Source organism: Flavobacterium wongokense (genome assembly GCF_021608265.1).
GTDB classification, from domain to species: domain Bacteria; phylum Bacteroidota; class Bacteroidia; order Flavobacteriales; family Flavobacteriaceae; genus Flavobacterium; species Flavobacterium wongokense.
Genome location: NZ_JAKIHP010000001.1, coordinates 150,037 through 169,598 on the forward strand (window position 1 = coordinate 150,037; position 19,562 = coordinate 169,598).

A 19,562-nucleotide genomic window follows, 5' to 3' on the forward strand; every position below is an offset into this window, starting at 1 on the left:
AATGGAAAAATTACGCATTGTTTTTATGGGAACGCCGGAGTTTGCCGTTGGCATCCTGGATACTATATTAAGGAACAACTACGAAGTCGTTGGAGTCATAACTGCCGCAGATAAGCCTGCCGGTCGTGGCCAAAAGATTAAATATTCGGCGGTGAAGGAATATGCCTTGGAACACAACCTCAAATTATTACAGCCAACAAACCTAAAAGACGAAACATTTTTATCCGAATTAAAATCACTCAATGCCAATCTGCAGGTTGTTGTTGCCTTTAGGATGCTGCCCGAAGCTGTTTGGAGAATGCCCCAATTGGGAACGTTCAACTTACACGCCTCACTGCTTCCAAACTATCGGGGCGCTGCACCAATCAACTGGGCAATTATCAACGGTGAAACCAAAACCGGAGTTACAACCTTCTTTATAGATGATAAGATTGATACCGGTGCGATGATACTGAGCAGGGAAATTAAAATTGATTCCAATGAAAATGCTGGACAGCTCCATGACGAATTGATGCAATTGGGTAGTGAAGTTGTTGTAGAAACCTTAGCAGCAATTGAAATGGGAAATGTTGCGGTTACAATTCAAAAAGACACTCCTGAAATCAAAACCGCTTACAAACTCAATCGGGAAAACTGCAAAATAGACTGGACAAAACCAGCCAACGAAATCCATAATTTAATTCGCGGATTGTCACCCTATCCTTCGGCCTGGTGTTTTTTCAAAGACAAGGGCGAAGAATGGAATGTCAAAATATATGATGCAAAAGCTGTTCTCGAAAACCACTCCTATAATATAGGTAGCATCATTGCTACTAAAAAGGAAATTAAGGTTGCGGTTAAAGATGGTTTTATTCAAATTTTTAGCATCCAGTTCCCGGGAAAGAAAAAAATGCAGGCAAATGAACTGCTGAACGGAGTCGCTTTTTCGGAAAGAGCGCAAGCAGAATAAGGTCTCGTGGGCTTTTGAACGAGCAAAAAATCGATGAAAAGCACGCCTTTATCAACAAATGCCCCAAGTTATCAACAAATGTTTGAAAAAAAGTCGAAAACGCTTGTGCAGTAAGGAATTCCTTTTAAATTTGTTATCATTAACAAAATGTTTAACCAACAATTAATAACTAACATTATGAACAAATCAGAATTAATCGATGCAATTGCAGCTGACGCAGGAATCACTAAAGCAGCAGCAAAACTAGCTTTAGAATCATTTTTAGGAAATGTAGGCAAAACTTTGAAAAAAGGTGGAAGAGTATCTTTAGTAGGATTCGGTTCTTGGTCAGTATCTAAAAGAGCTGCAAGAGACGGAAGAAATCCTCAAACAGGAAAAACTATCAAAATCGCTGCTAAGAATGTTGTTAAATTCAAAGCTGGTGCAGATTTAGACGGATCAGTAAACTAAGAATTTAATTCATCCGATATATAAAAACCATTCGTTAACGCGAATGGTTTTTTTGTTTTTTATCTTCATTTATTTGGTTTCTACATTTTTTTTTAGCAACTTTATAAAAATTAATCTGTCATGATTTCAGAAAAATTACAGAAAGGACTCCTATTATTAGCGGAACCATCTATAATTGGAGATTTGTCTTTTAATAGATCTGTAATCTTATTAGCAGACCATACCACCGAAGGTTCGGTAGGTTTCATCTTAAACAAACCCTTAAAATATACCATTAACGACTTAATTCCGGAAATAGCATCCGACTTTAAAATCTATAATGGTGGTCCGGTGGAACAGGACAATCTGTATTTTATCCATAACATTCCCGAATTAATCCCGAACAGCATAGAAATCTCGAATGGGATTTTTTGGGGCGGCGATTTTGAATCCACCAAAGATTTGATCAACACCGGAATCATCAAGAAAAAAAATATCCGTTTCTTTTTGGGTTATACAGGCTGGGATGCAGAGCAACTGGAAAATGAAATGCAGGCTAATTCGTGGATTTTGACCAGGAATGATTATAAGAATAAAATCCTTGGAAAATCTTCCACTCATTTTTGGAAGGAAAAAATCGTAGAACTTGGCGGAGATTACCTCATCTGGTCCAATGCTCCCGAAAACCCAATCCTGAATTAAGCTTCAATCAAAGCATTCAGTTTACCCAGCAATTGTACCGATAACATAAACCTAAATTCCTTTTTGCGGTATTTTGTAATGGGCTGAATTCCCATAATTACGTTTGTAACAAACAATTCATCCGCTTTTTGCAGATTAAATGGAGAAATTGGAGCTTCTGTTACTTCTATGGAATCTAATTGTTTTGCGAGTGCAAGAACCTGTTTTCTCATAATCCCGTTGAGGCAGCCTTCAGTTATTGGCGGTGTTATCAGTTTATTTCCCATCAACATGAAGACATTGCCATTGGCTGCTTCTATAACATTTTTATCTTCATTAATAAGCAGTGTACCATCCAACTGATTTTCCTGGGCAAAAATACTCGCAGTGACATGCGTGATTTTATTGGCAGTCTTGAGTGTGGAAAGCAATTGTTTTGGGATAACAAAATCTTTATACAAATCGACTTCAAAAGTCTGTTTTGCAAATTGATATTTTGATTGTTCAATGGCTGTAGCCTGAATAATGAATGAAACCGAATTGTCTGTTGGCAGATACAATCCCCCTTCGTTCCTAAAAACCGTCAATCGAACGCGGGCTGAATCCTTAACATTGTTGATGGCTGCCAATTTTAAAATTTCGGCTTCGAGGTACTCTAAGGTAAAACTCATCGGAATCTGCATCCTGATAATCCGCATGGAAGCCATCAAACGGAAATAATGGTCTTCAAAAAATAAAATCCTGTTGTTTACAATCTTTAAGGTTTCAAAAACACCATCTCCATAAAGGAAAGAACGATTGGAAACCGACAACTGCAAATCTGACTCCTGAATTACACCATTAAAATTAATCATAAAAAAATCCCGTTTAAAACGGGACAAATATAACTTTTAAAAAATTGATTTTAAATAGAACCAATAACATGTTTTAAGTCGGAAATCTGATTTTCCCACAGTAATTTTGATTCGTCCAATTCATCTTCATCTGAAAAATCAACTACCATTAAAGATACATCCTTAGTAATTTCATCTTCCAAAATCCTTAATTCAAAATAATATTCGGTATCTTTTTTACTATCATCGACCCATTTAAACTTTACCTTTTCGCCAGTCTTTTTAGAGGCAAGGCGTGCATTCTCTTCAACATCATCCCATGTGAATGTGAAAAATTCTCCCCTTGAATTTACATTATCAGCAAACCATTCCTGCAATCCCGAAGGTGTAGAAATATATTGATATAACAATTGTGGCGATGAATTTAGGGGGAATTCAAGCTCATAACGTATTTTACTATCCATAATTCAAACAAATTTTTTGGAAATATATAGAATATAAAGCCAATAAAAAAGCGTTTTTAAAAAATAAAAAAAATAAGTGCTTTAAGTTTGGAACCATTAATATTAGTTTTATATTTGCACCCGCAATCTAGGGTTGTCCGACAATGGCGAGGTAGCTCAGTCGGTTAGAGCGCAGGATTCATAACCCTGAGGTCGGGAGTTCAAATCTCCCTCTCGCTACAAAAAGAAAAGGCTTGGAAATTTCCAGGCCTTTTTTATTTTCCCTACATCAATCACTTCCTCTTTGATTGATTATTAAGGAACCAAAAGTTTCCCATAATAGAAATATGCATTCTTACATTGCATTTATAAAAGACTGATTTACAACTTAAATAAAATTCAATTCTTACTTCATAAAATATTTAATATTGTAAGTATTTTTCCCTTTAAAAATCAAAAAACGTGCATTTCATCGATTTTTTTGTGCTTTTTATCGATTAATCAGTCTTTCCTACATAGTTTTGAAATGTCAAATAAAACAAAATGGAGTTCGACTTCATTTAAATAATAAAAATCATAATAACCCCAGAGTTATGAAAAAATTATTACTTAAATCGGAAAAATCAATACTATTAATCTTCTTATTAGTAGTAACCTCAATAAGCAGAGGACAAAGTACCCAAACTTATACGACTCCCGGCGGGACATTCGTTACCCCAGCAGGTATTTCAACCGTTCAGGCTGAAGCCTATGGTGCTGGTGGTGGTGGTGGCTACGGTGGAAGCTCAAGCAGAAATGGCGGCGGCGGTGGCGGCGGTGGTGGTTATACCATCAATGCAACTACTCCTGTTGTAGGTGGAACCTCTTATACTATTACCGTTGGTGGTGCCGGTTCTGCCGGAATCAGCTCAAGTGTAAATGGTGGTACTGGTGGACAGACTACTGCAACATTTGGTGCTACTGTAACTGCAACTGGTGGAACAGGTGGAAAAGGATATTCTACCGGAGCTACAGGTGGTAGTGGTGGTAACGGAACCAGAAGTGGTGGTAATGGTGCTAATGGTAACGCAAGTTATTCAGGTGGTGGTGGTGGTGCAGCTGGCTCAAGTGTCGGTGGAAGCACAACAACATCTGCTGCTGGTGCTAATGGCGGACTTTTATCAGGCGCCGGTGGTGCGGGAAATAATTCAAGTGGTAATCCTGGTGTAGTTGGTGCAGCTGGTGTAAACTATGGTGGTGGTGGTGCCGGTGGTACCAGAAACGCAAACGGTGGTGCAGGTGCTCCTGGTTATATGAAGATCACTTACACTTGCCCAACTTATGCATTAACTTCAACTTCTTCTTCTAACCTATGTGGATCGGGTGCGGCTACTGTGAACCTTACCGGATTGGCTTCAGGTTTAGGAGTTGGTACTTATACTGTAACTTATAATCTTGCAGGATTCCCTTCATCAACAGGTAATACAGCTACAATGACGGTAACTACTGCAGGGACAGGTACTTTCACAACTTCTACTTTGAATGTAGGAACAACTACCATAACTGTTACGAACCTTGCTTCATCATACTGTTCAAATGCTATTTCAACAAATAATACTGCCAACGTTACCGTTGTCGGTGTGCCTGATGCTACTGCCGGAACAAATGTTACCACTTGTGCTACTGCAGGAGCGGTAAATATTACAGCAGGATCAAGCGCTTTAAATGCTACTGGTGGTATTGCCTGGACTTCTAGCGGAACTGGTACCTTTGCAAATCCAAACTCAACTTCTGCATGTACTTATACTCCAACTGCTGCTGATATCCTTGCCGGAAGCGTAACAATTACATTAACTGCAACAGGATCTGCTCCTTGTAGCGTTGATACCTCAAACAAAACATTGACGATTAGCAGTGCTATGACCGTTTTTGCAGGAGGAAACCTTACTGCATGCGGTACTTCACCAATCAGCGTTACTTCTGGTTGCAGTGCTACAAATGCTACAACTACAACTTGGTCTTCAAGTGGAACAGGTACTTTTTCAAATGCAGCTTCATTGACAACTTGTACTTATACTCCAAGTGCTGCCGATGTTGCTGCGGGAAGTGTTACCATTACTTTGACAGCTTCAAATGCAGGTTGCCCTAATGTTACTTCAACGAAAACAATAACAATTAATGGTACTGCCACTGCAGTTGCAGGAACAGCAATCAATACCTGTACACTTTCTGGTGCAGTGAATATCACTGCCGGCTCTAGTGCAACTAATTATTCTTCGGTATTATGGACTTCAAGTGGTTCAGGAACATTTGCAAATGCAAATTCATTGACTACTTGTACTTATAACCCAAGTGCTGCAGATATTTTAGCTGGTACAGTTACATTAACATTGACTGCTTATGGTATGTCTCCTTGTGGAAATGTTACTTCAACAAAATCATTTACAGTAAGAAGTGCAATGGTTGTTGTAGCAGGAACTAATGTTACTATGTGTGCTAGTACTGCTTCTGTAAATATTACCGCAGGTTCAAGTGCTACAAACCAAACTTTGGTAACATGGACATCAAGTGGAACGGGTACTTTTGCGAGTCCAAATTCATTAACCCTATGTACTTATACTCCAAGTGCGGCAGATAAAGCTGCAGGAAGTGTTACATTGACTTTGACTGCTTCAAACGGTGGTTGTCCTGATGTAACTTCAACAAAGACATTGACAATTACTCCAGCTGCTACTGCAGTTGCGGGTTCAACTATCAATACTTGTTCTACAACCGGTGCAGTTAATATTACTGCAGGTTCAAGTGCTACAAATCAATCAAGTGTGTTATGGACTTCAAGCGGAGGCGGAACTATTACAAATGGTACTTCGCTAACAACTTGTACGTATACTCCAACTGCTGCAGAAAATACTGCCGGAAGTACTATTACCTTAACTTTAACAGCTTACGGAAACTCTCCTTGTGGAAACGTAACTGCAACAAAATCATTAATCATCAGTAGGGCAATGACTGTATCTGCAGGAGCTAACCAAACTGTTTGTTATGCTAGTGGTTCAATAAGTTTTACAGGTGCTACTGCAACTAATCATACTGGTGTTACCTGGACGTCAAGCGGAACAGGTACATTTACCAATCCAAACTCATTAGGAGCATGTTCTTATACTCCAAGTGCAGCAGATATCGTTGCCGGAAGTGTTACAATCACTTTGACCGCTACGAATAATGGTTGTGCACCTCTTGCATCAACCAAAACATTGACAATCAATACAACTCCAACAGCTGTTGCGGGACCAGCAATGGGAACATGTACATCTTACGGAGCTACAAACATTACGACAGGTTCAAGTGCTACTTACCAATCAAGTGTGTTATGGACTTCAAGCGGAACGGGTTCTTTTGCAAATGCTACTTCATTAACAACTTGTACGTATACTCCAAGTGCTGCTGACATTACTGCAGGAAGCGTTACGCTAACCTTGACAGCTTATGGAAATGCACCTTGTGGTAATACTACATCGACAAAAACACTAACAATTACAACAACTCCAACAGTAACCGGAACTACTCCAGGTTCAAGAACAGGAGCCGGAACAGTATTGTTAGGTGCTACTGTATCAGGAGGAACTCCAACATGGTACGCTGCTGCAACTGGAGGTACAGCATTAGGAACGGGAACAAGTTTTACAACTCCTGTTATTTCAGCAACTACTACTTTTTATGTTGAAGCTGCTAACGGAAGCTGTGCTTCTAGCCCTAGAACTGCAGTAATTGCAACTGTAAATTATACCGAAATCGACATTCAGGGTAATGCTACTTCAATTGTAAGTGGCGATATTACTCCATCTGCTTCAGATTGGACTGATTTTGGAACAACAAACCCAACCAGGACTTTCACAATCCGTAATATGGGTATGTCATTATTGACTGTAGGTGCAATTACCATCTCGGGAGCTAATGCAAGTGAGTTTACAGTAACAACCGCACCAAGTGCTACTGTTGCAATTGGTTCATCTACAACATTTGTAGTAACTTTTGCACCAACAGCTGTAGGTGTAAGAACAGCTAATATTTCTATCGTAAATAATGACGGCGACGAAAACCCATATACTTTTGATGTTCAGGGAACTGGAGTTTTACAGGAAATGGACATTCAAGGAAATGCAACAAGTATCGTTGATGGTGATATGTCTCCAACTACAGGTGACTGGACAGACTTTAGTACTGTAGCAGGAACAAGGACTTTCACAATCCGTAACCTTGGAAACATTGCTTTAACTGTTGGTACAATTACTATCGGTGGTACAAATGCTTCTGACTTTTCAGTAACGACTGCCCCAGCTGCTACTGTTGGTGCTTACGGAACAACTACTTTTGTGGTAACATTTGCTCCAACTGCAATCAATACAAGAACAGCCAGTATCAGCATCGTAAATAACGATACTAACGAAAACCCATATGATTTCGGAATCCAGGGATTTGGTATTATACCGGAAATTGATATCCAGGGTAATGCTACTTCAATCACTGATAGTACAGTACCTGCCCCGACTACAGCAAACTGGACGGATTTTGGTTCAACCAACGGAACAAGGACATTTACTATCTATAACACAGGAAATATCACATTAACTGTTGGAGCTATAACCTTTACAGGTACAAATGCTTCAGAGTTCACCGTTACAACTCCTCCTGCGGCATCTATAGCTGCCTTTAGCAGCACTACATTTGTAGTAACGTTTTTACCAACAGCAACCGGAACAAGATCAGCGGTAATTCATATTGTAAATAATGACAGTACTGAAAACCCATACGATTTCAACATTCAGGGAACTGGAGTGCCAAGAGAAATTGACGTACAGGGTCTTGGCCTTTCAATTGCAAGTGCCGATATGGTAACTTCTGTAAATGATGGAACAGACTTTGGTTCTGCAGATATCAATCTTGCAACAATTACACGTACTTTCACTATCAGAAATACAGGGACTCTCGCTTTGACTATCTCTAACCCTACTATTACAGGAGCCAATTCTGGTGACTTTAGCATCACCGCTAATCCTGGAACATTATCTATCGGAGCTGGTGCAAGTACAACATTCCAGGTGACTTTCAACCCAAGTGCTGTATTTACAAGAATTGCACAAATCAACATCGTAAATAACGATAGTGATGAAAACCCATACTATTTTGGAATCCAGGGAACTGGTTTACTAGATAACGACGGTGACGGTATCGAAAACAATACAGACCAGGATGACGATAACGACGGAGTAATTGATACTATCGAGTGTGGTACTTGTATTAGTGACCCATTCGTAAATGGAGGTTTTGAAGCACCGGTTATCGGAACTGCAACTTACAGCATCGAACCTGCTGCTAACGTAACAGGTTGGAATAACAGCGCGGAAAACTTTATTGAAATCTGGAGTACCGGATTCAACGGAGTACCTTCTGCAGCAGGAAATCAATTTGCAGAATTAAATGCGAACGTAGCAGGAAATCTTTATCAGACATTTTGTTTGAATGGTGCCGGTGGAACAATCAATTGGGCAATCAAACACAGAGGAAGATCAGGTACAGATACTGCACAGGTACGTTTTGGTCCTGATTTGGCATCACTTACAACAGTTGCTACCATGACTGACGGAAATACAGCCTGGGGATCTTATTCAGGTACTTATACCATACCAGCAGGTCAAACTACTATTGTTCTTGCCTTTACAGCAGTTTCATCTACAGGAGGTTTATCTTATGGTAACTTTATTGATGACGTACAGATTATCATCAACCAAAACTGTATCGATACAGACAGTGATGGTGTAGCGGATATCCTTGATGTGGATGATGACAATGATGGTATTCCGGATATTGAAGAAGCTGGATTCAAACAATACAGTAACAACACCGGTACTATGGATAAAACAAATCCTGCGAACTGGAAAGACCTTAACGGAAATGGAATCAATGACTACATCGATACGATGATTTCCGGAGGAACTTACCTAATCCCTGACAGTGATGGAGACGGAGTTTACAATCACTTGGATTTGGATAGCGACAATGACACATTATGGGATGTTGATGAGGCTAACTTATTGAACGGTGACGGAGATATCAACGACGATGGTAAAGGTGACGGTGCAGATTCTGAAGGTGATGGTTTATTAAACCTATTCGATAATTCAACTGTATTCGGATCTGCTTACAGAGCTTATGCTCAGGATAGTGATTCAAATGGTATCTCAGATTATCTACAATTGGATTCAAATGATGATGGTACCAATGATATACAGACTAGCTTATATGGCAGTTATGACACTAATGGTGATGGTAGGATCGACGGAACTGGTGATACTGATCTTGACGGTATTCCGAATGTATTTGATACGAATGATGCCTTGAGAGGTTCACCAAGAGACTTAGACAGAAAACTGTTCCTTGAATTTGATGGAAGAAACGATTATGCAGAAGATTCACCTGTACTTGGCGGATTATCTAATGCAACATTGATGGCCTGGATTGACTTAAACAGTGCTTACAGTAGTACTGGAGTAGTTGTTGGTCAGGATAGATTCCACATCAGGGTAACTGGTTCGAAAATATTACAGGCTGTTGTGAACGGAACGATATTATCATACGGAACTCCGTTAAACACATCACAATGGTGCCACGTTGCAGCTACTTATGCCGGAGGTACATTAACATTGTACTTAAACGGGAAATCTGTAGCCAATGTAGCATTGAGCGGAGCAATTTCTGCTGATACGTCTAATTTGACTTTGGGTAAAAACCCACTTACAGCTACCAGCTACTTCAAAGGGAAAATCGATGAAGTTAGAGTATTCAATGTTGCATTGACTGCTGTTCAGGTAGAAAGAATGGTATACCAGGAAATTCAAAATAACTCATCACAGGTAAGAGGTGCAATTGTTCCTAAAGATGTAGGTTCACTGCCTTGGACAAACTTGGTGAAATACTATAGAATGGATACGTACAAAGATGATATCGTTGACAACTTAACAACTGGAACTGTAGATACAGGAACCGGAATGAAATTGTACAACCACAAAGTGATTAATGTACAACAAGCTCCAATGCCATTTACAACTGTAAGAACAGGATCGTTCTCATCAGCAGTGAATGATGCAACAAAAGACATCAGAGGTTTGGACGTTTTGGATTTTGATTATTCAATCATCCAGGTAAACCATGATATTACTGAGACGGCAAACAGCACTGATTTAGCTTTGTTTGTAAATTCAGGTGTAACAGTTAACATGACTAATGATACGAAGCTTCAAAATGATTGGTACTTATTGTTAAATGGTAAAATCGATTTGGCTGGAAAATCGCAATTGATTCAAACAACCAACTCCGATTTAGATGTAACAAGTGCCGGTTCTCTTGAAAGAGACCAACAAGGTCAGTCGAACAAGTTCAACTATAACTATTGGTCATCTCCGGTAAGTTCAATCAACAATACAACCATCAACCACGGATTTACGGTAGCTGGTGTTATGAAAGACGGAACTACGGCTACGCCTCAAAGTTTACAATGGACAACGGGAATCAATGGTTCACCAACAACTCCACTTACATTGAGCAGCTATTGGATATTTAAATTCCAAAATTCAACTAACTCTTATGCAAACTGGGCGTCAGTTGGACAAAACGGAGCTTTAACACCTGGACAAGGATTTACACTGAAAGGTGGTGGTGCAGCGACATCAAACCAAAACTATACATTCGTTGGTAAGCCAAATAGCGGAATCATTACCTCAACAGTAGGTGCAAACAACCTAAACCTTTGTGGTAACCCTTATCCATCTGCAATCGATGCGAACCAATTCATTGATGACAACGCAAGTAGTATCAAAGGTACATTGTACATCTGGGAACACTATATTACAAATACTTCCCACAATACAATTGCTTACCAAGGTGGTTATGCAACGTATACCAAAACTGGAGGAACTTCTCCTGTAGCTCCAGCCGGAGTTAGTGGATTGGGTTCTAGCAGCAAAGTAGCTAAGAGGTTTATCCCGGTTGGACAAGGATTCTTTGTAACAGGATCTGCAACCGGAGGAACGATTACCTTCAACAACGGCCAACGTTTATTCGTTAAGGAAGATGATGCGGTGAATTCGTATTCATTGTACAAAGCTCCAAACAGCACTGTTGCTGTAGAAACTAATCCTTTAATGAATAACGCTCAGGACGAAGTGACTGAAGAAGAATTCATGAAGTTAAGAGTGGGTTACAACTCAACTGACAACTATCACAGACAGACATTGCTTGGATTCATGAACGAACATGCAACGTCAGGTTATGATAACGGTTATGATGGTGTAAGCATCGAAGCATTGACCAACGACATGTATTTCATCAATGGAACAGACAAGCTGAACATTAATGGTGATGGTTTCTTTAATGTAAACAACATTTATCCGTTAGGTGTTAAAAATGCAACTTCAGGAAATGTAACCTTCGTAGTAGACAACAAAGAGAATTTTGATGATGACCAGGAGATTTACATCTTCGATAACGTAACTAATACTTACAACAGCATCAAATCTCAAAACTACCAGGTAAATCTTCCTGCGGGAACTTACGAAGACCGATTCTCATTGAGATTCACAAACGGTACAAGTCTTGGAACAAGCGATAATGAAAACAATCATGGAATTACGGTGACACACTCACAATCCAACAACATGATCAACATTAAAAACGCGTTACAGGAAGTAACTGTAAAATCGGTTGCCTTATTCAACTTATTGGGGCAACAGGTTACAGAATGGAAAGTTGAAAACCAAGACCAGGCTAATATTCAATTACAGGTTTCAGACGTAAGCACAGGAACATACATTGTAAAAGTCCTTACTGACGGTGGTAAAATCACTAAAAAGATCCTGGTAAAAAAATAATCTATTTTGCTTTTATTTGACACTAAATGCATTAAATAAAAAATCCCCGCTGGTCGGGGATTTTTTATTTAATTTAATATCGTCACTTCGAGTGTTTTTGCAGAGCAAAAATGTATCGAGAAATATCATATATAATCAGGAGCACAACGTTTGCGTTCTTTCAGGAATAATCTTCCCGCTGTCCGCGCTACACGGTAGCCTGCTCCCATCGGGGCTAGAAAGGACTAACCCAGCTTTTTGACAAGTTCCTCAATATTTAATCGAAGCTGTTCTCCCGAATTAAGGTCTTTCAGCGTAAAGTTCGAACCTTCAATCTCCTTAACAAAAAAAGGAATGTTCCTATTCTTTACATATTTAAACTGTTTGTCTTCCTTAGCCGCATCCGGATAAAGTTCCGCCTTGATATTGCGGCTTCTTAAAACTGCAATCGCTTTCATGGCATTAAAAGCCTGTTCGTCATTGTAGTTAAAAAACAATACTTTTGTCGTATCGGTAACCGTTTCCGGAAATAATTTCAACTCTTCCAGAACCAGGTAAATCCGGTCGAGTCCAAACGAAATCCCAACACCACTGATATCCTTCAAACCAAAAATCCCGGTCAGGTCATCATAACGGCCTCCTCCTCCTATCGAACCCATCGCAACACCTTCTGGCGCCGAAACTTCAAAAATGGCTCCGGTATAATAATTCAGTCCACGTGCCAAAGTCACATCCAAATCCAAACTCGCTTTCTGCAATCCCAATCTGGTTACATTATCACATATAAAACGCAGCTCTTCAATTCCTTTCTTCCCTTCTTCAGACGAGGAAAGCAAGCCTGAAAGCTTTTCTATTTTTTCCTCTATCGTTCCGGTGAAATTGAATAAAGGTTGTACTTTTTCCAAAGCAGCTTCCGAAATCCCTTTTTCAAGCATTTCCTTTTTAACGCCTTCTGCTCCTATTTTATCCAATTTGTCCAACGCAACGGTAAAGTCAATCAGCTTATCCGAAGCACCAATCACCTCAGCAATTCCCGATAATATTTTTCGGTTGTTAATTTTAATCGTAACGCCATTCAGACCCAAATCGGCAAAAACCGCATCGTACAATTGCACCAATTCCACTTCCTGCCACAACGATTTAGAACCCACTACATCGGCATCACATTGATAAAATTCACGGAACCTTCCTTTCTGTGGTTTATCGGCACGCCAAACCGGTTGAATCTGGTAGCGCTTAAATGGAAATGAAAACTCGCTTTGATGCTGTACTACATAACGTGCAAACGGAACGGTAAGGTCGTAACGCAGGGCTTTTTCGGAGATATCGGAAGCCAAATATTTGGCTTGTACATTTGACATGAATTTCCCAAAGATTGCCATAGAATAAAATCTGATGACATTATTATCTATGTTGAAGTTAGCTATGAAATGATTGAATTGTCCACTATCTTCATCTAAAAACATTTTAGAAATAATAGGTTCAATTTCATCTCTTAGATTTTTATAATTAACTTTACTGATCTTTGTAAAAGGTTCAAAAGTTTGACGAATTGCACTATCTATATAGGCCGCAACGATTCCGTTATAATTTTCTCCTTCTACGGCTAAGCCAGTTGAAAAATCCCTTAAATACCTAAGTGTTGTTTGAATAATTTCAATAACATTTTCATTAAAATTATCCAAAAAATCCCCCGAATTCAAAATCTTAAAAATCAAACGGTCACCTTCCTCGCCGTATTTTCCCATCAGCGTATCGGAATTTTCAAACGACGGAGTCTCAATAGGCTGGTAACCAAACTTTTCAAAATGATTCCTCATTATCGAAATAATATAATTACGCTTGGAAACCTCTGCCGGTGAAAAATCTCTGGTGCCTTTTGGGATACTTGGTTTTGATGCCATTTTTGATGGGTATTTATGAATACTGTGCAAATATCAATATTTTATGGCTCATTGTAAATATTCTTGTAACAAAAACTGTATTTTAGTGTCAAATTTGCGCTATGCTAGGAATCGGTCTGTTAAGTGAAAATATAAAAATTGCGTTGGGTTCCATCCGAACGCAACTTCTTCGTACCATTTTAACGATAGTCATCATTGCTATCGGAATCACAGCACTGGTCGGAATCCTCACGGTCGTAACCGCGATTGACTACAATCTGACTTCGAGTTTTGCCTCAATGGGTTCCAACACCTTCAATATTACACAATATGAAAGTACCCTTCGTGAAGATGGTGGTGGCGAGGTTGAAAAGATAAATCCGATTATTTCCTATCCTCAGGCCAAGGCGTTTAAGGAAAACTACCATTATCCGATGACACAGACTTCGTTGTCATTTACAGCCACTGCAAACGCCGAAGTCAAGTATGAAAACCAAAAAACCGATCCTGAAATCCAGGTTCTGGGAATCGATGAATATTTCCTGGCCAATTCCGGCGAAGAGGTAGTCAACGGTAGGAACTTCAATACATTCGACATTTCCAACAATGTCTATTCCTGCATCGTAGGCTCTGATTTTGCCACAAAAGGATTGCTGAAAGATGTCAACCCAATTGGAAAAACATTATCCATACGCGGAGCCAAATTCAAGGTTATCGGTGTATTAAAGGAAAAAGGTTCCACCTTTGGCAACAGCCGCGACCTTCGTATAATGATTCCGATTCAGTTGGCACGTTCCATTTTTTCGGCACCCAACATCAATTATTCCGTGAGCACGATGATTCAAAAAACCGAATTACTCGATGCGGCAATTGAAAATGCAATTGTTACGATGCGTCAAATTAGGAAACTGAATCCGGTTGAAGAAGATAATTTTGGCATTTCCCGAAGCGATGACTTAATCCATAAAATTGCTGAAATAACAGATGTTTTAGGCGCTTCTGCCTGGATCATGGGTATCATTACCATTTTGGGTTCCTCGATTGCCTTAATGAATATCATGATTGTTTCGGTGACCGAAAGGACGCGCGAAATTGGCGTGCGAAAAGCACTTGGCGCCAAGAAGAGTACCATTGCAATGCAGTTCTTTATCGAAACCCTGACCATAGGGCAAATGGGCGGCATCATTGGGATTATTTTCGGAATCCTGATTGGTTACGGAATCTGCATAGCGGCGAAATGGGATTTTGTGATTCCATGGGGCGCGATGATGGCGGCTTTTGTGACCAGCTTTATTGTGGCTTTGGTTTCGGGATTGTATCCTGCTATAAAAGCGTCGCGCCTTGACCCTATTGAAGCATTGCGTTACGAGTAATTTATAAAGAAGCAGAAATCATACGATCGTTGCCGTAAACATCCTTTTTCAATTCGATATCTAAAAACCCTAAACTTTCAAGAAGCTGAACGGTTTCCTTTCCTAAATACTGATTGATTTCGAAATACAATTTACCATTTGGGTTTAAATTCTTCTTTGCCAGGTCTGCAATTTTTCGATAGAAAAGCAACGCATCGGCATCTTCGACAAACAAGGCCAAATGTGGTTCGTACTCCAAAACATTGGGTTTGATCTCGGCTTTTTCCAAATTCCGCACATAAGGCGGATTGGAAACAATAATGTCAAATTGTTGTGCTAAATCTTCGGTTTCCAAAATGTTTTTCAGCAGGAAATTGACTTGAACCTTATTGAGTTCCGCATTTTTTTGGGCTGTAGCCAATGCCTGTTCCGAAACATCAATTGCAGAAACTTCGGCATTGGAAAGATTTTTAGCCAATGAAATAGCGATGCAGCCACTTCCGGTTCCAATGTCTAGAATTTTAAGCGGATTTGAAGTTGCTTTTGAAATGATAAGCTCAACCAATTCCTCAGTTTCAGGCCTTGGAATCAACGTATTTTCATTGACCAAAAAAGTGAGTCCATAAAATTCGGTTTCCCCTAAAATATATTGAATCGGTTTTTCAAGTTTTAAATCGGAAACTATGCTTTTCCATTGTTTTAAATGAATTCCATCCAAAACTGTTTCTGGGTTTAACGCCAGGTCAATTCTTTTGAGTTTGTGGATTTTCTCCAAAATAATATAGAAAAAACTATCGATTTCCTGCTCATCATAAATCGGGAGCAGTTCTTTTTTGAAAAGGTCTTTGTAGTTTTTTAACAGCATTTATAAATTCTTTATCATCCAAACGGGGCAGGTTGTGTGGCCGGTATTTCCCATTGGCGCACAAAGATATTCAAAACCTGCTTTTTTATAAAGATGCTGTGCAGTCAACATTTCAGGAAGTGTTTCGAGGTAGCATTTTTCAAAACCAAATTCAGCCGCTTTTTCGAGGCATTTCTGTATCATTTGAAAACCAATTCCTTTTCCTCTGGCCTGTCGCAGAAAATACATTTTTTGCAATTCGCAGATATTTTCAGTCGAATTCTCCAGCTGGCTTACTCCTCCTCCTCCAATGATTTTGCCGTTTTCCTCGACAACATAATACATGGCTTTGGGTTTATCATAGGCTTCAAACATAAAATCCAATTGACTGTCCGCAAAGGCAGTTCCGGTTTTTGGATAATTATCCGAAACAAAAACTTCACGGATTACGGCGGCAATTTGCGCGTTATCCTGCTTTTGGATTTCTCTTATTACGATACCATTCATTCTAAAACTAATATCTTATTTTTGTGGAGTGAAGATACACCAATTTTACATAAAACGCTGCATCCAATTAGCCAAAAATGGCTTGGGAACTACCTATCCCAATCCTATGGTAGGCAGCGTAATTGTTTATAACGGGGAAATAATTGGCGAAGGCTGGCACCGAAAATCGGGCGAACCCCATGCCGAAGTCAATGCCATCAATTCGGTAAAGGATAAATCGTTGTTATCCAAAGCAACCATTTATGTTTCACTCGAACCCTGCAGCCATTTTGGGAAAACCCCACCATGCTGCGATTTGATTATCAAACACAAAATCCCGAATGTAATTGTGGGCACCATTGATCCTAACAGTAAGGTTTCGGGAGAAGGAATCAAAAGAATACAGCAAAGTGGTGCCAATGTCGTTGTTGGAGTTTTGGAAAAGGAATGCAACGATTTGAATAAAAGATTCTTTACTTTTCACAATAAAAAACGTCCTTATGTTATATTGAAATGGGTAGAAAGCCAGGACGGTTTTATAGCACCATTAACCAAGGAGAAAAAAGAGCCGGTTTGGATTTCTAATGTATATTCGAGGCAGTTGGTCCATAAATGGCGCAGCGAAGAACAGGCCATTTTGGTTGGGACCAATACTGTATTGGAAGACAACCCCAAATTGGATGTACGCGATTGGACCGGAGAAAATCCGATACGGATTGTTTTGGATAGGAGTGGAAAAATAGCAAATGATTACTTTGTCAAGGATCAAAAAACAAAAACCATTATTCTGACAGAGCAAGAAAATTTAACATTTACTGAAAATTGTATTTATGAAAATGTTATCTTTGATATCCGGCTAACCAAAAATATTGTCCATATTTTATACAAATATGGCATACAGTCTATAATAATCGAGGGTGGAAAACAAACACTCCAAGGTTTTATAGACAATAATCTTTGGGATGAAGCTAGAGTTTTTATAGGTAGCATTCATTTGAAAAATGGTGTGAAGGCACCTAATTTAAATGGGGATTACCAAATAAAAAGCATAAAGGAAGACCAACTTAAACTTTATTTCAACCATGATTAATACAATTATTTTCGATTTTGGAGATGTTTTCATTAATCTTAGAAAAGAGCAATCCATTGAAGAGTTTAAAAAATTAGGATTAGATGGTCCAAACGAAGATTTGTTAGCCCATAACGACTTATTCGAAAAAGGAAAAATCAACGAACTGCAGTTTATCAATTCCTTTTCAAAATACATCCCAAACGCCAGTGTTGAAGAGGTTACCAGAGCCTGGAATTCGGTAATTGGTGATTTTCCATTGGAAAGGCTGGAGTTTCTTCAGATGCTTTCAACCAAATACCGCCTGTTTCTGTTAACCAATACCGATTCCATCCATATTGACCGTTTTGAACACAAGGTGGGCATGTCTTTTTATACCGATTTTTACCGCTGTTTTGAAAAAGTCTATTATTCCTATGAAATGGGAATGCGAAAACCTGATCCCGAGATTTTTACTGCGATAATGAGGAAACACGATCTATCTCCGAAAAGAACCTTGTTTATCGATGACAAAAAAGACAATACCGATATAGCGGAATCGCTTGGTCTGCATGTGTGGAATTTGCAGGTTGGCAAGGAAGATGTCACCGACTTGTTTGAACAAAAACACCTCCCACTATAGTTTTGGAACTAAAAGATACTTTTAAAACCATTGCTTCCCCTTCTCCCGAAATTCTTTTTAAGGAAAAAAACAGCAAGTTTTTTGGCTATGCCTTTCCGGTAATTTCTGAGGAAAAAATCAAATCCCATTTAGAACATTTGCGAAAGCAGCATTTTGGCGCCGGGCATTTTTGCTACGCCTTTCAGCTGGGAACAGAAACAGTGCAATTTCGTGCCAATGATGATGGCGAACCTAGCAATTCGGCCGGAATGCCTATTTATGGACAAATCCAGTCATTTGGTTTAACCAATGTTTTAGTCGTGGTTGTTCGGTTTTTTGGCGGCGTAAAATTGGGTGTCGGTGGATTGATATCAGCTTATCGCACAGCGGCACAAATGGCTTTGGATGAATCTGAAATCATCGAAAAAACAATCGACATTCACTTCAGTGTTTTCTTTGATTATAAAAACATGAATAAGGTCATGCGCATCATCAAGGAAAAAAACCTCAACATTGTCTCCCAGCAAATGGAAGAAAACTGCCGGATTCAAATCAGCACCCGAAAAAAAAATGCCGAAATGATATTCGACATTTTTTCTAATTTATTTGAAGTGGAAATCAAAAGGATTTAGCTGTTCATAACTTCCAAAAGATATTGTGGCGGCTGAATGGCTTTTCCCAAATTTATGTCCACAAAAACCAACAGGAAATGTGCAGTTGTTAACAACTCATTATTTTCGTTGCGAATTTCACAATCAAATTCGACCTTTACTGAGGATTGTCCTTTGAACTTGGTTATTACTGTAAGTAAATCATCATAACGTGCTGGCTTTTTGTAATTTATAGTCATCGAAACTATAGGCAGCGCAATTCCGTTCTCTTCGAGCGATTTATATGAAATCCCTTTATTTCTAAGCCATTCCACGCGTCCCATTTCAAAATAAGGGACATAATTGCCGTGATAAACTACACTCATTTGGTCGGTTTCTGAGTAACGTACCCTAACTTGAATTTGATGTTCTTTCATCTGATTTTTCTTCTTTTTATCTAAACTTTAACTTCCTGCTACAACTTTTTTTTTAAAAAATCAATACGATTTTAATTTTTTTT

The 19,562-nt window shown here is 39.1% G+C and carries 14 protein-coding genes and 1 tRNA gene; 9 read left to right on the forward strand and 6 right to left on the reverse strand.

Annotated elements, in window-relative coordinates:
* The first annotated feature begins 1 nt into the window (after position 1).
* The 3 genes from fmt to L1S31_RS00625 all read left to right on the forward strand — a co-directional run bounded on the left by fmt (position 2) and on the right by L1S31_RS00625 (position 2,080).
* Complete coding sequence (gene fmt / locus L1S31_RS00615) at positions 2 to 949, forward strand: methionyl-tRNA formyltransferase (protein ID WP_236460361.1); 948 nt, start codon at positions 2 to 4, stop codon at positions 947 to 949.
* 147 nt (positions 950 to 1,096) lie between these two features.
* A complete protein-coding gene (locus tag L1S31_RS00620; RefSeq protein ID WP_255702127.1) occupies positions 1,097 to 1,399 on the forward strand; it encodes an HU family DNA-binding protein in 303 nt (100 codons plus the stop codon).
* Between the two features lie 120 nt (positions 1,400 to 1,519).
* Complete coding sequence (locus tag L1S31_RS00625) at positions 1,520 to 2,080, forward strand: YqgE/AlgH family protein (RefSeq protein WP_236460365.1); 561 nt, start codon at positions 1,520 to 1,522, stop codon at positions 2,078 to 2,080.
* Here L1S31_RS00625 and L1S31_RS00630 read toward each other — a convergent pair.
* Together L1S31_RS00630 and L1S31_RS00635 are read right to left on the reverse strand one after the other, a co-directional pair.
* Complete coding sequence (locus L1S31_RS00630; RefSeq protein ID WP_236460366.1) at positions 2,077 to 2,913, reverse strand: aminotransferase class IV; 837 nt, start codon at positions 2,911 to 2,913, stop codon at positions 2,077 to 2,079. The genes L1S31_RS00625 and L1S31_RS00630 overlap by 4 nt on opposite strands.
* A gap of 50 nt (positions 2,914 to 2,963) precedes the next feature.
* Positions 2,964 to 3,356 (reverse strand): START-like domain-containing protein, encoded by a 393-nt coding sequence (locus L1S31_RS00635; protein WP_236460375.1) that lies wholly within the window; start codon positions 3,354 to 3,356, stop codon positions 2,964 to 2,966.
* A 145-nt stretch (positions 3,357 to 3,501) separates the two neighbouring features.
* Between L1S31_RS00635 and L1S31_RS00640 the strand changes: the two genes are divergently transcribed.
* Both L1S31_RS00640 and L1S31_RS00645 read left to right on the forward strand, forming a co-directional pair.
* Positions 3,502 to 3,575 (forward strand) — tRNA-Met (locus L1S31_RS00640).
* Positions 3,576 to 3,928: 353 nt separating this feature from the next.
* A complete protein-coding gene (locus L1S31_RS00645; RefSeq protein WP_305039006.1) occupies positions 3,929 to 12,238 on the forward strand; it encodes a T9SS type A sorting domain-containing protein in 8,310 nt (2,769 codons plus the stop codon).
* 224 nt (positions 12,239 to 12,462) lie between these two features.
* Here the strand turns inward: L1S31_RS00645 and hisS are convergent, their stop codons facing one another.
* Complete coding sequence (gene hisS / locus L1S31_RS00650; RefSeq protein ID WP_236460377.1) at positions 12,463 to 14,121, reverse strand: histidine--tRNA ligase; 1,659 nt, start codon at positions 14,119 to 14,121, stop codon at positions 12,463 to 12,465.
* Positions 14,122 to 14,222: 101 nt separating this feature from the next.
* Here hisS and L1S31_RS00655 point away from each other — a divergent pair, with 101 nt between their 5' ends.
* Entirely contained in the window at positions 14,223 to 15,473 is a 1,251-nt protein-coding gene (locus L1S31_RS00655) for an ABC transporter permease (RefSeq protein ID WP_236460405.1), read from the forward strand.
* Between the two features lies 1 nt (position 15,474).
* On the opposite strand, the gene prmC is transcribed toward L1S31_RS00655, so the two are convergent.
* Both prmC and L1S31_RS00665 read right to left on the reverse strand, forming a co-directional pair.
* On the reverse strand, positions 15,475 to 16,317 hold the full coding sequence (prmC, locus tag L1S31_RS00660) for a peptide chain release factor N(5)-glutamine methyltransferase (protein WP_236460436.1): 843 nt from the start codon (positions 16,315 to 16,317) through the stop codon (positions 15,475 to 15,477).
* Positions 16,318 to 16,803 (reverse strand): GNAT family N-acetyltransferase, encoded by a 486-nt coding sequence (locus tag L1S31_RS00665; protein ID WP_236460439.1) that lies wholly within the window; start codon positions 16,801 to 16,803, stop codon positions 16,318 to 16,320.
* A gap of 28 nt (positions 16,804 to 16,831) precedes the next feature.
* Between L1S31_RS00665 and ribD the strand changes: the two genes are divergently transcribed.
* The 3 genes from ribD to L1S31_RS00680 are packed head-to-tail and all read left to right on the forward strand — an operon-like array spanning position 16,832 to position 19,084.
* Complete coding sequence (ribD, locus tag L1S31_RS00670; protein ID WP_236460441.1) at positions 16,832 to 17,872, forward strand: bifunctional diaminohydroxyphosphoribosylaminopyrimidine deaminase/5-amino-6-(5-phosphoribosylamino)uracil reductase RibD; 1,041 nt, start codon at positions 16,832 to 16,834, stop codon at positions 17,870 to 17,872.
* Positions 17,865 to 18,473: an HAD family hydrolase gene (locus L1S31_RS00675; protein ID WP_236460443.1), complete on the forward strand. Its 609-nt coding sequence runs from the start codon at positions 17,865 to 17,867 to the stop codon at positions 18,471 to 18,473. The genes ribD and L1S31_RS00675 overlap by 8 nt, the downstream gene beginning before the upstream one ends.
* 2 nt (positions 18,474 to 18,475) lie before the next feature.
* The gene (locus tag L1S31_RS00680) at positions 18,476 to 19,084 is read left to right on the forward strand and encodes an IMPACT family protein (RefSeq protein WP_236460458.1); all 609 of its coding nucleotides are present in this window, start codon (positions 18,476 to 18,478) and stop codon (positions 19,082 to 19,084) included.
* Here the strand turns inward: L1S31_RS00680 and L1S31_RS00685 are convergent.
* Positions 19,081 to 19,479 carry an acyl-CoA thioesterase gene (locus tag L1S31_RS00685; protein ID WP_236460467.1) on the reverse strand — a complete coding sequence of 133 codons (399 nt, stop codon included), beginning with the start codon at positions 19,477 to 19,479 and terminating at the stop codon, positions 19,081 to 19,083. The genes L1S31_RS00680 and L1S31_RS00685 overlap by 4 nt on opposite strands.
* Between the last annotated feature and the right edge of the window lie 83 nt (positions 19,480 to 19,562).

Excerpts from the sequence above, each read along its gene's own strand:
- L1S31_RS00625 (WP_236460365.1), top strand. The coding sequence starts at position 1,520 with ATGATTTCAGAAAAATTACAGAAAGGACTCCTATTATTAGCGGAACCA.
- L1S31_RS00620 (WP_255702127.1), top strand. The coding sequence starts at position 1,097 with ATGTTTAACCAACAATTAATAACTAACATTATGAACAAATCAGAATTA.
- L1S31_RS00665 (WP_236460439.1), bottom strand. The coding sequence starts at position 16,803 with ATGAATGGTATCGTAATAAGAGAAATCCAAAAGCAGGATAACGCGCAA.
- hisS (WP_236460377.1), bottom strand. The coding sequence starts at position 14,121 with ATGGCATCAAAACCAAGTATCCCAAAAGGCACCAGAGATTTTTCACCG.
- L1S31_RS00645 (WP_305039006.1), top strand. The coding sequence starts at position 3,929 with ATGAAAAAATTATTACTTAAATCGGAAAAATCAATACTATTAATCTTC.
- L1S31_RS00630 (WP_236460366.1), bottom strand. The coding sequence starts at position 2,913 with ATGATTAATTTTAATGGTGTAATTCAGGAGTCAGATTTGCAGTTGTCG.
- L1S31_RS00655 (WP_236460405.1), top strand. The coding sequence starts at position 14,223 with ATGCTAGGAATCGGTCTGTTAAGTGAAAATATAAAAATTGCGTTGGGT.
- L1S31_RS00685 (WP_236460467.1), bottom strand. The coding sequence starts at position 19,479 with ATGAAAGAACATCAAATTCAAGTTAGGGTACGTTACTCAGAAACCGAC.
- fmt (WP_236460361.1), top strand. The coding sequence starts at position 2 with ATGGAAAAATTACGCATTGTTTTTATGGGAACGCCGGAGTTTGCCGTT.
- prmC (WP_236460436.1), bottom strand. The coding sequence starts at position 16,317 with ATGCTGTTAAAAAACTACAAAGACCTTTTCAAAAAAGAACTGCTCCCG.
- L1S31_RS00675 (WP_236460443.1), top strand. The coding sequence starts at position 17,865 with ATGATTAATACAATTATTTTCGATTTTGGAGATGTTTTCATTAATCTT.
- L1S31_RS00635 (WP_236460375.1), bottom strand. The coding sequence starts at position 3,356 with ATGGATAGTAAAATACGTTATGAGCTTGAATTCCCCCTAAATTCATCG.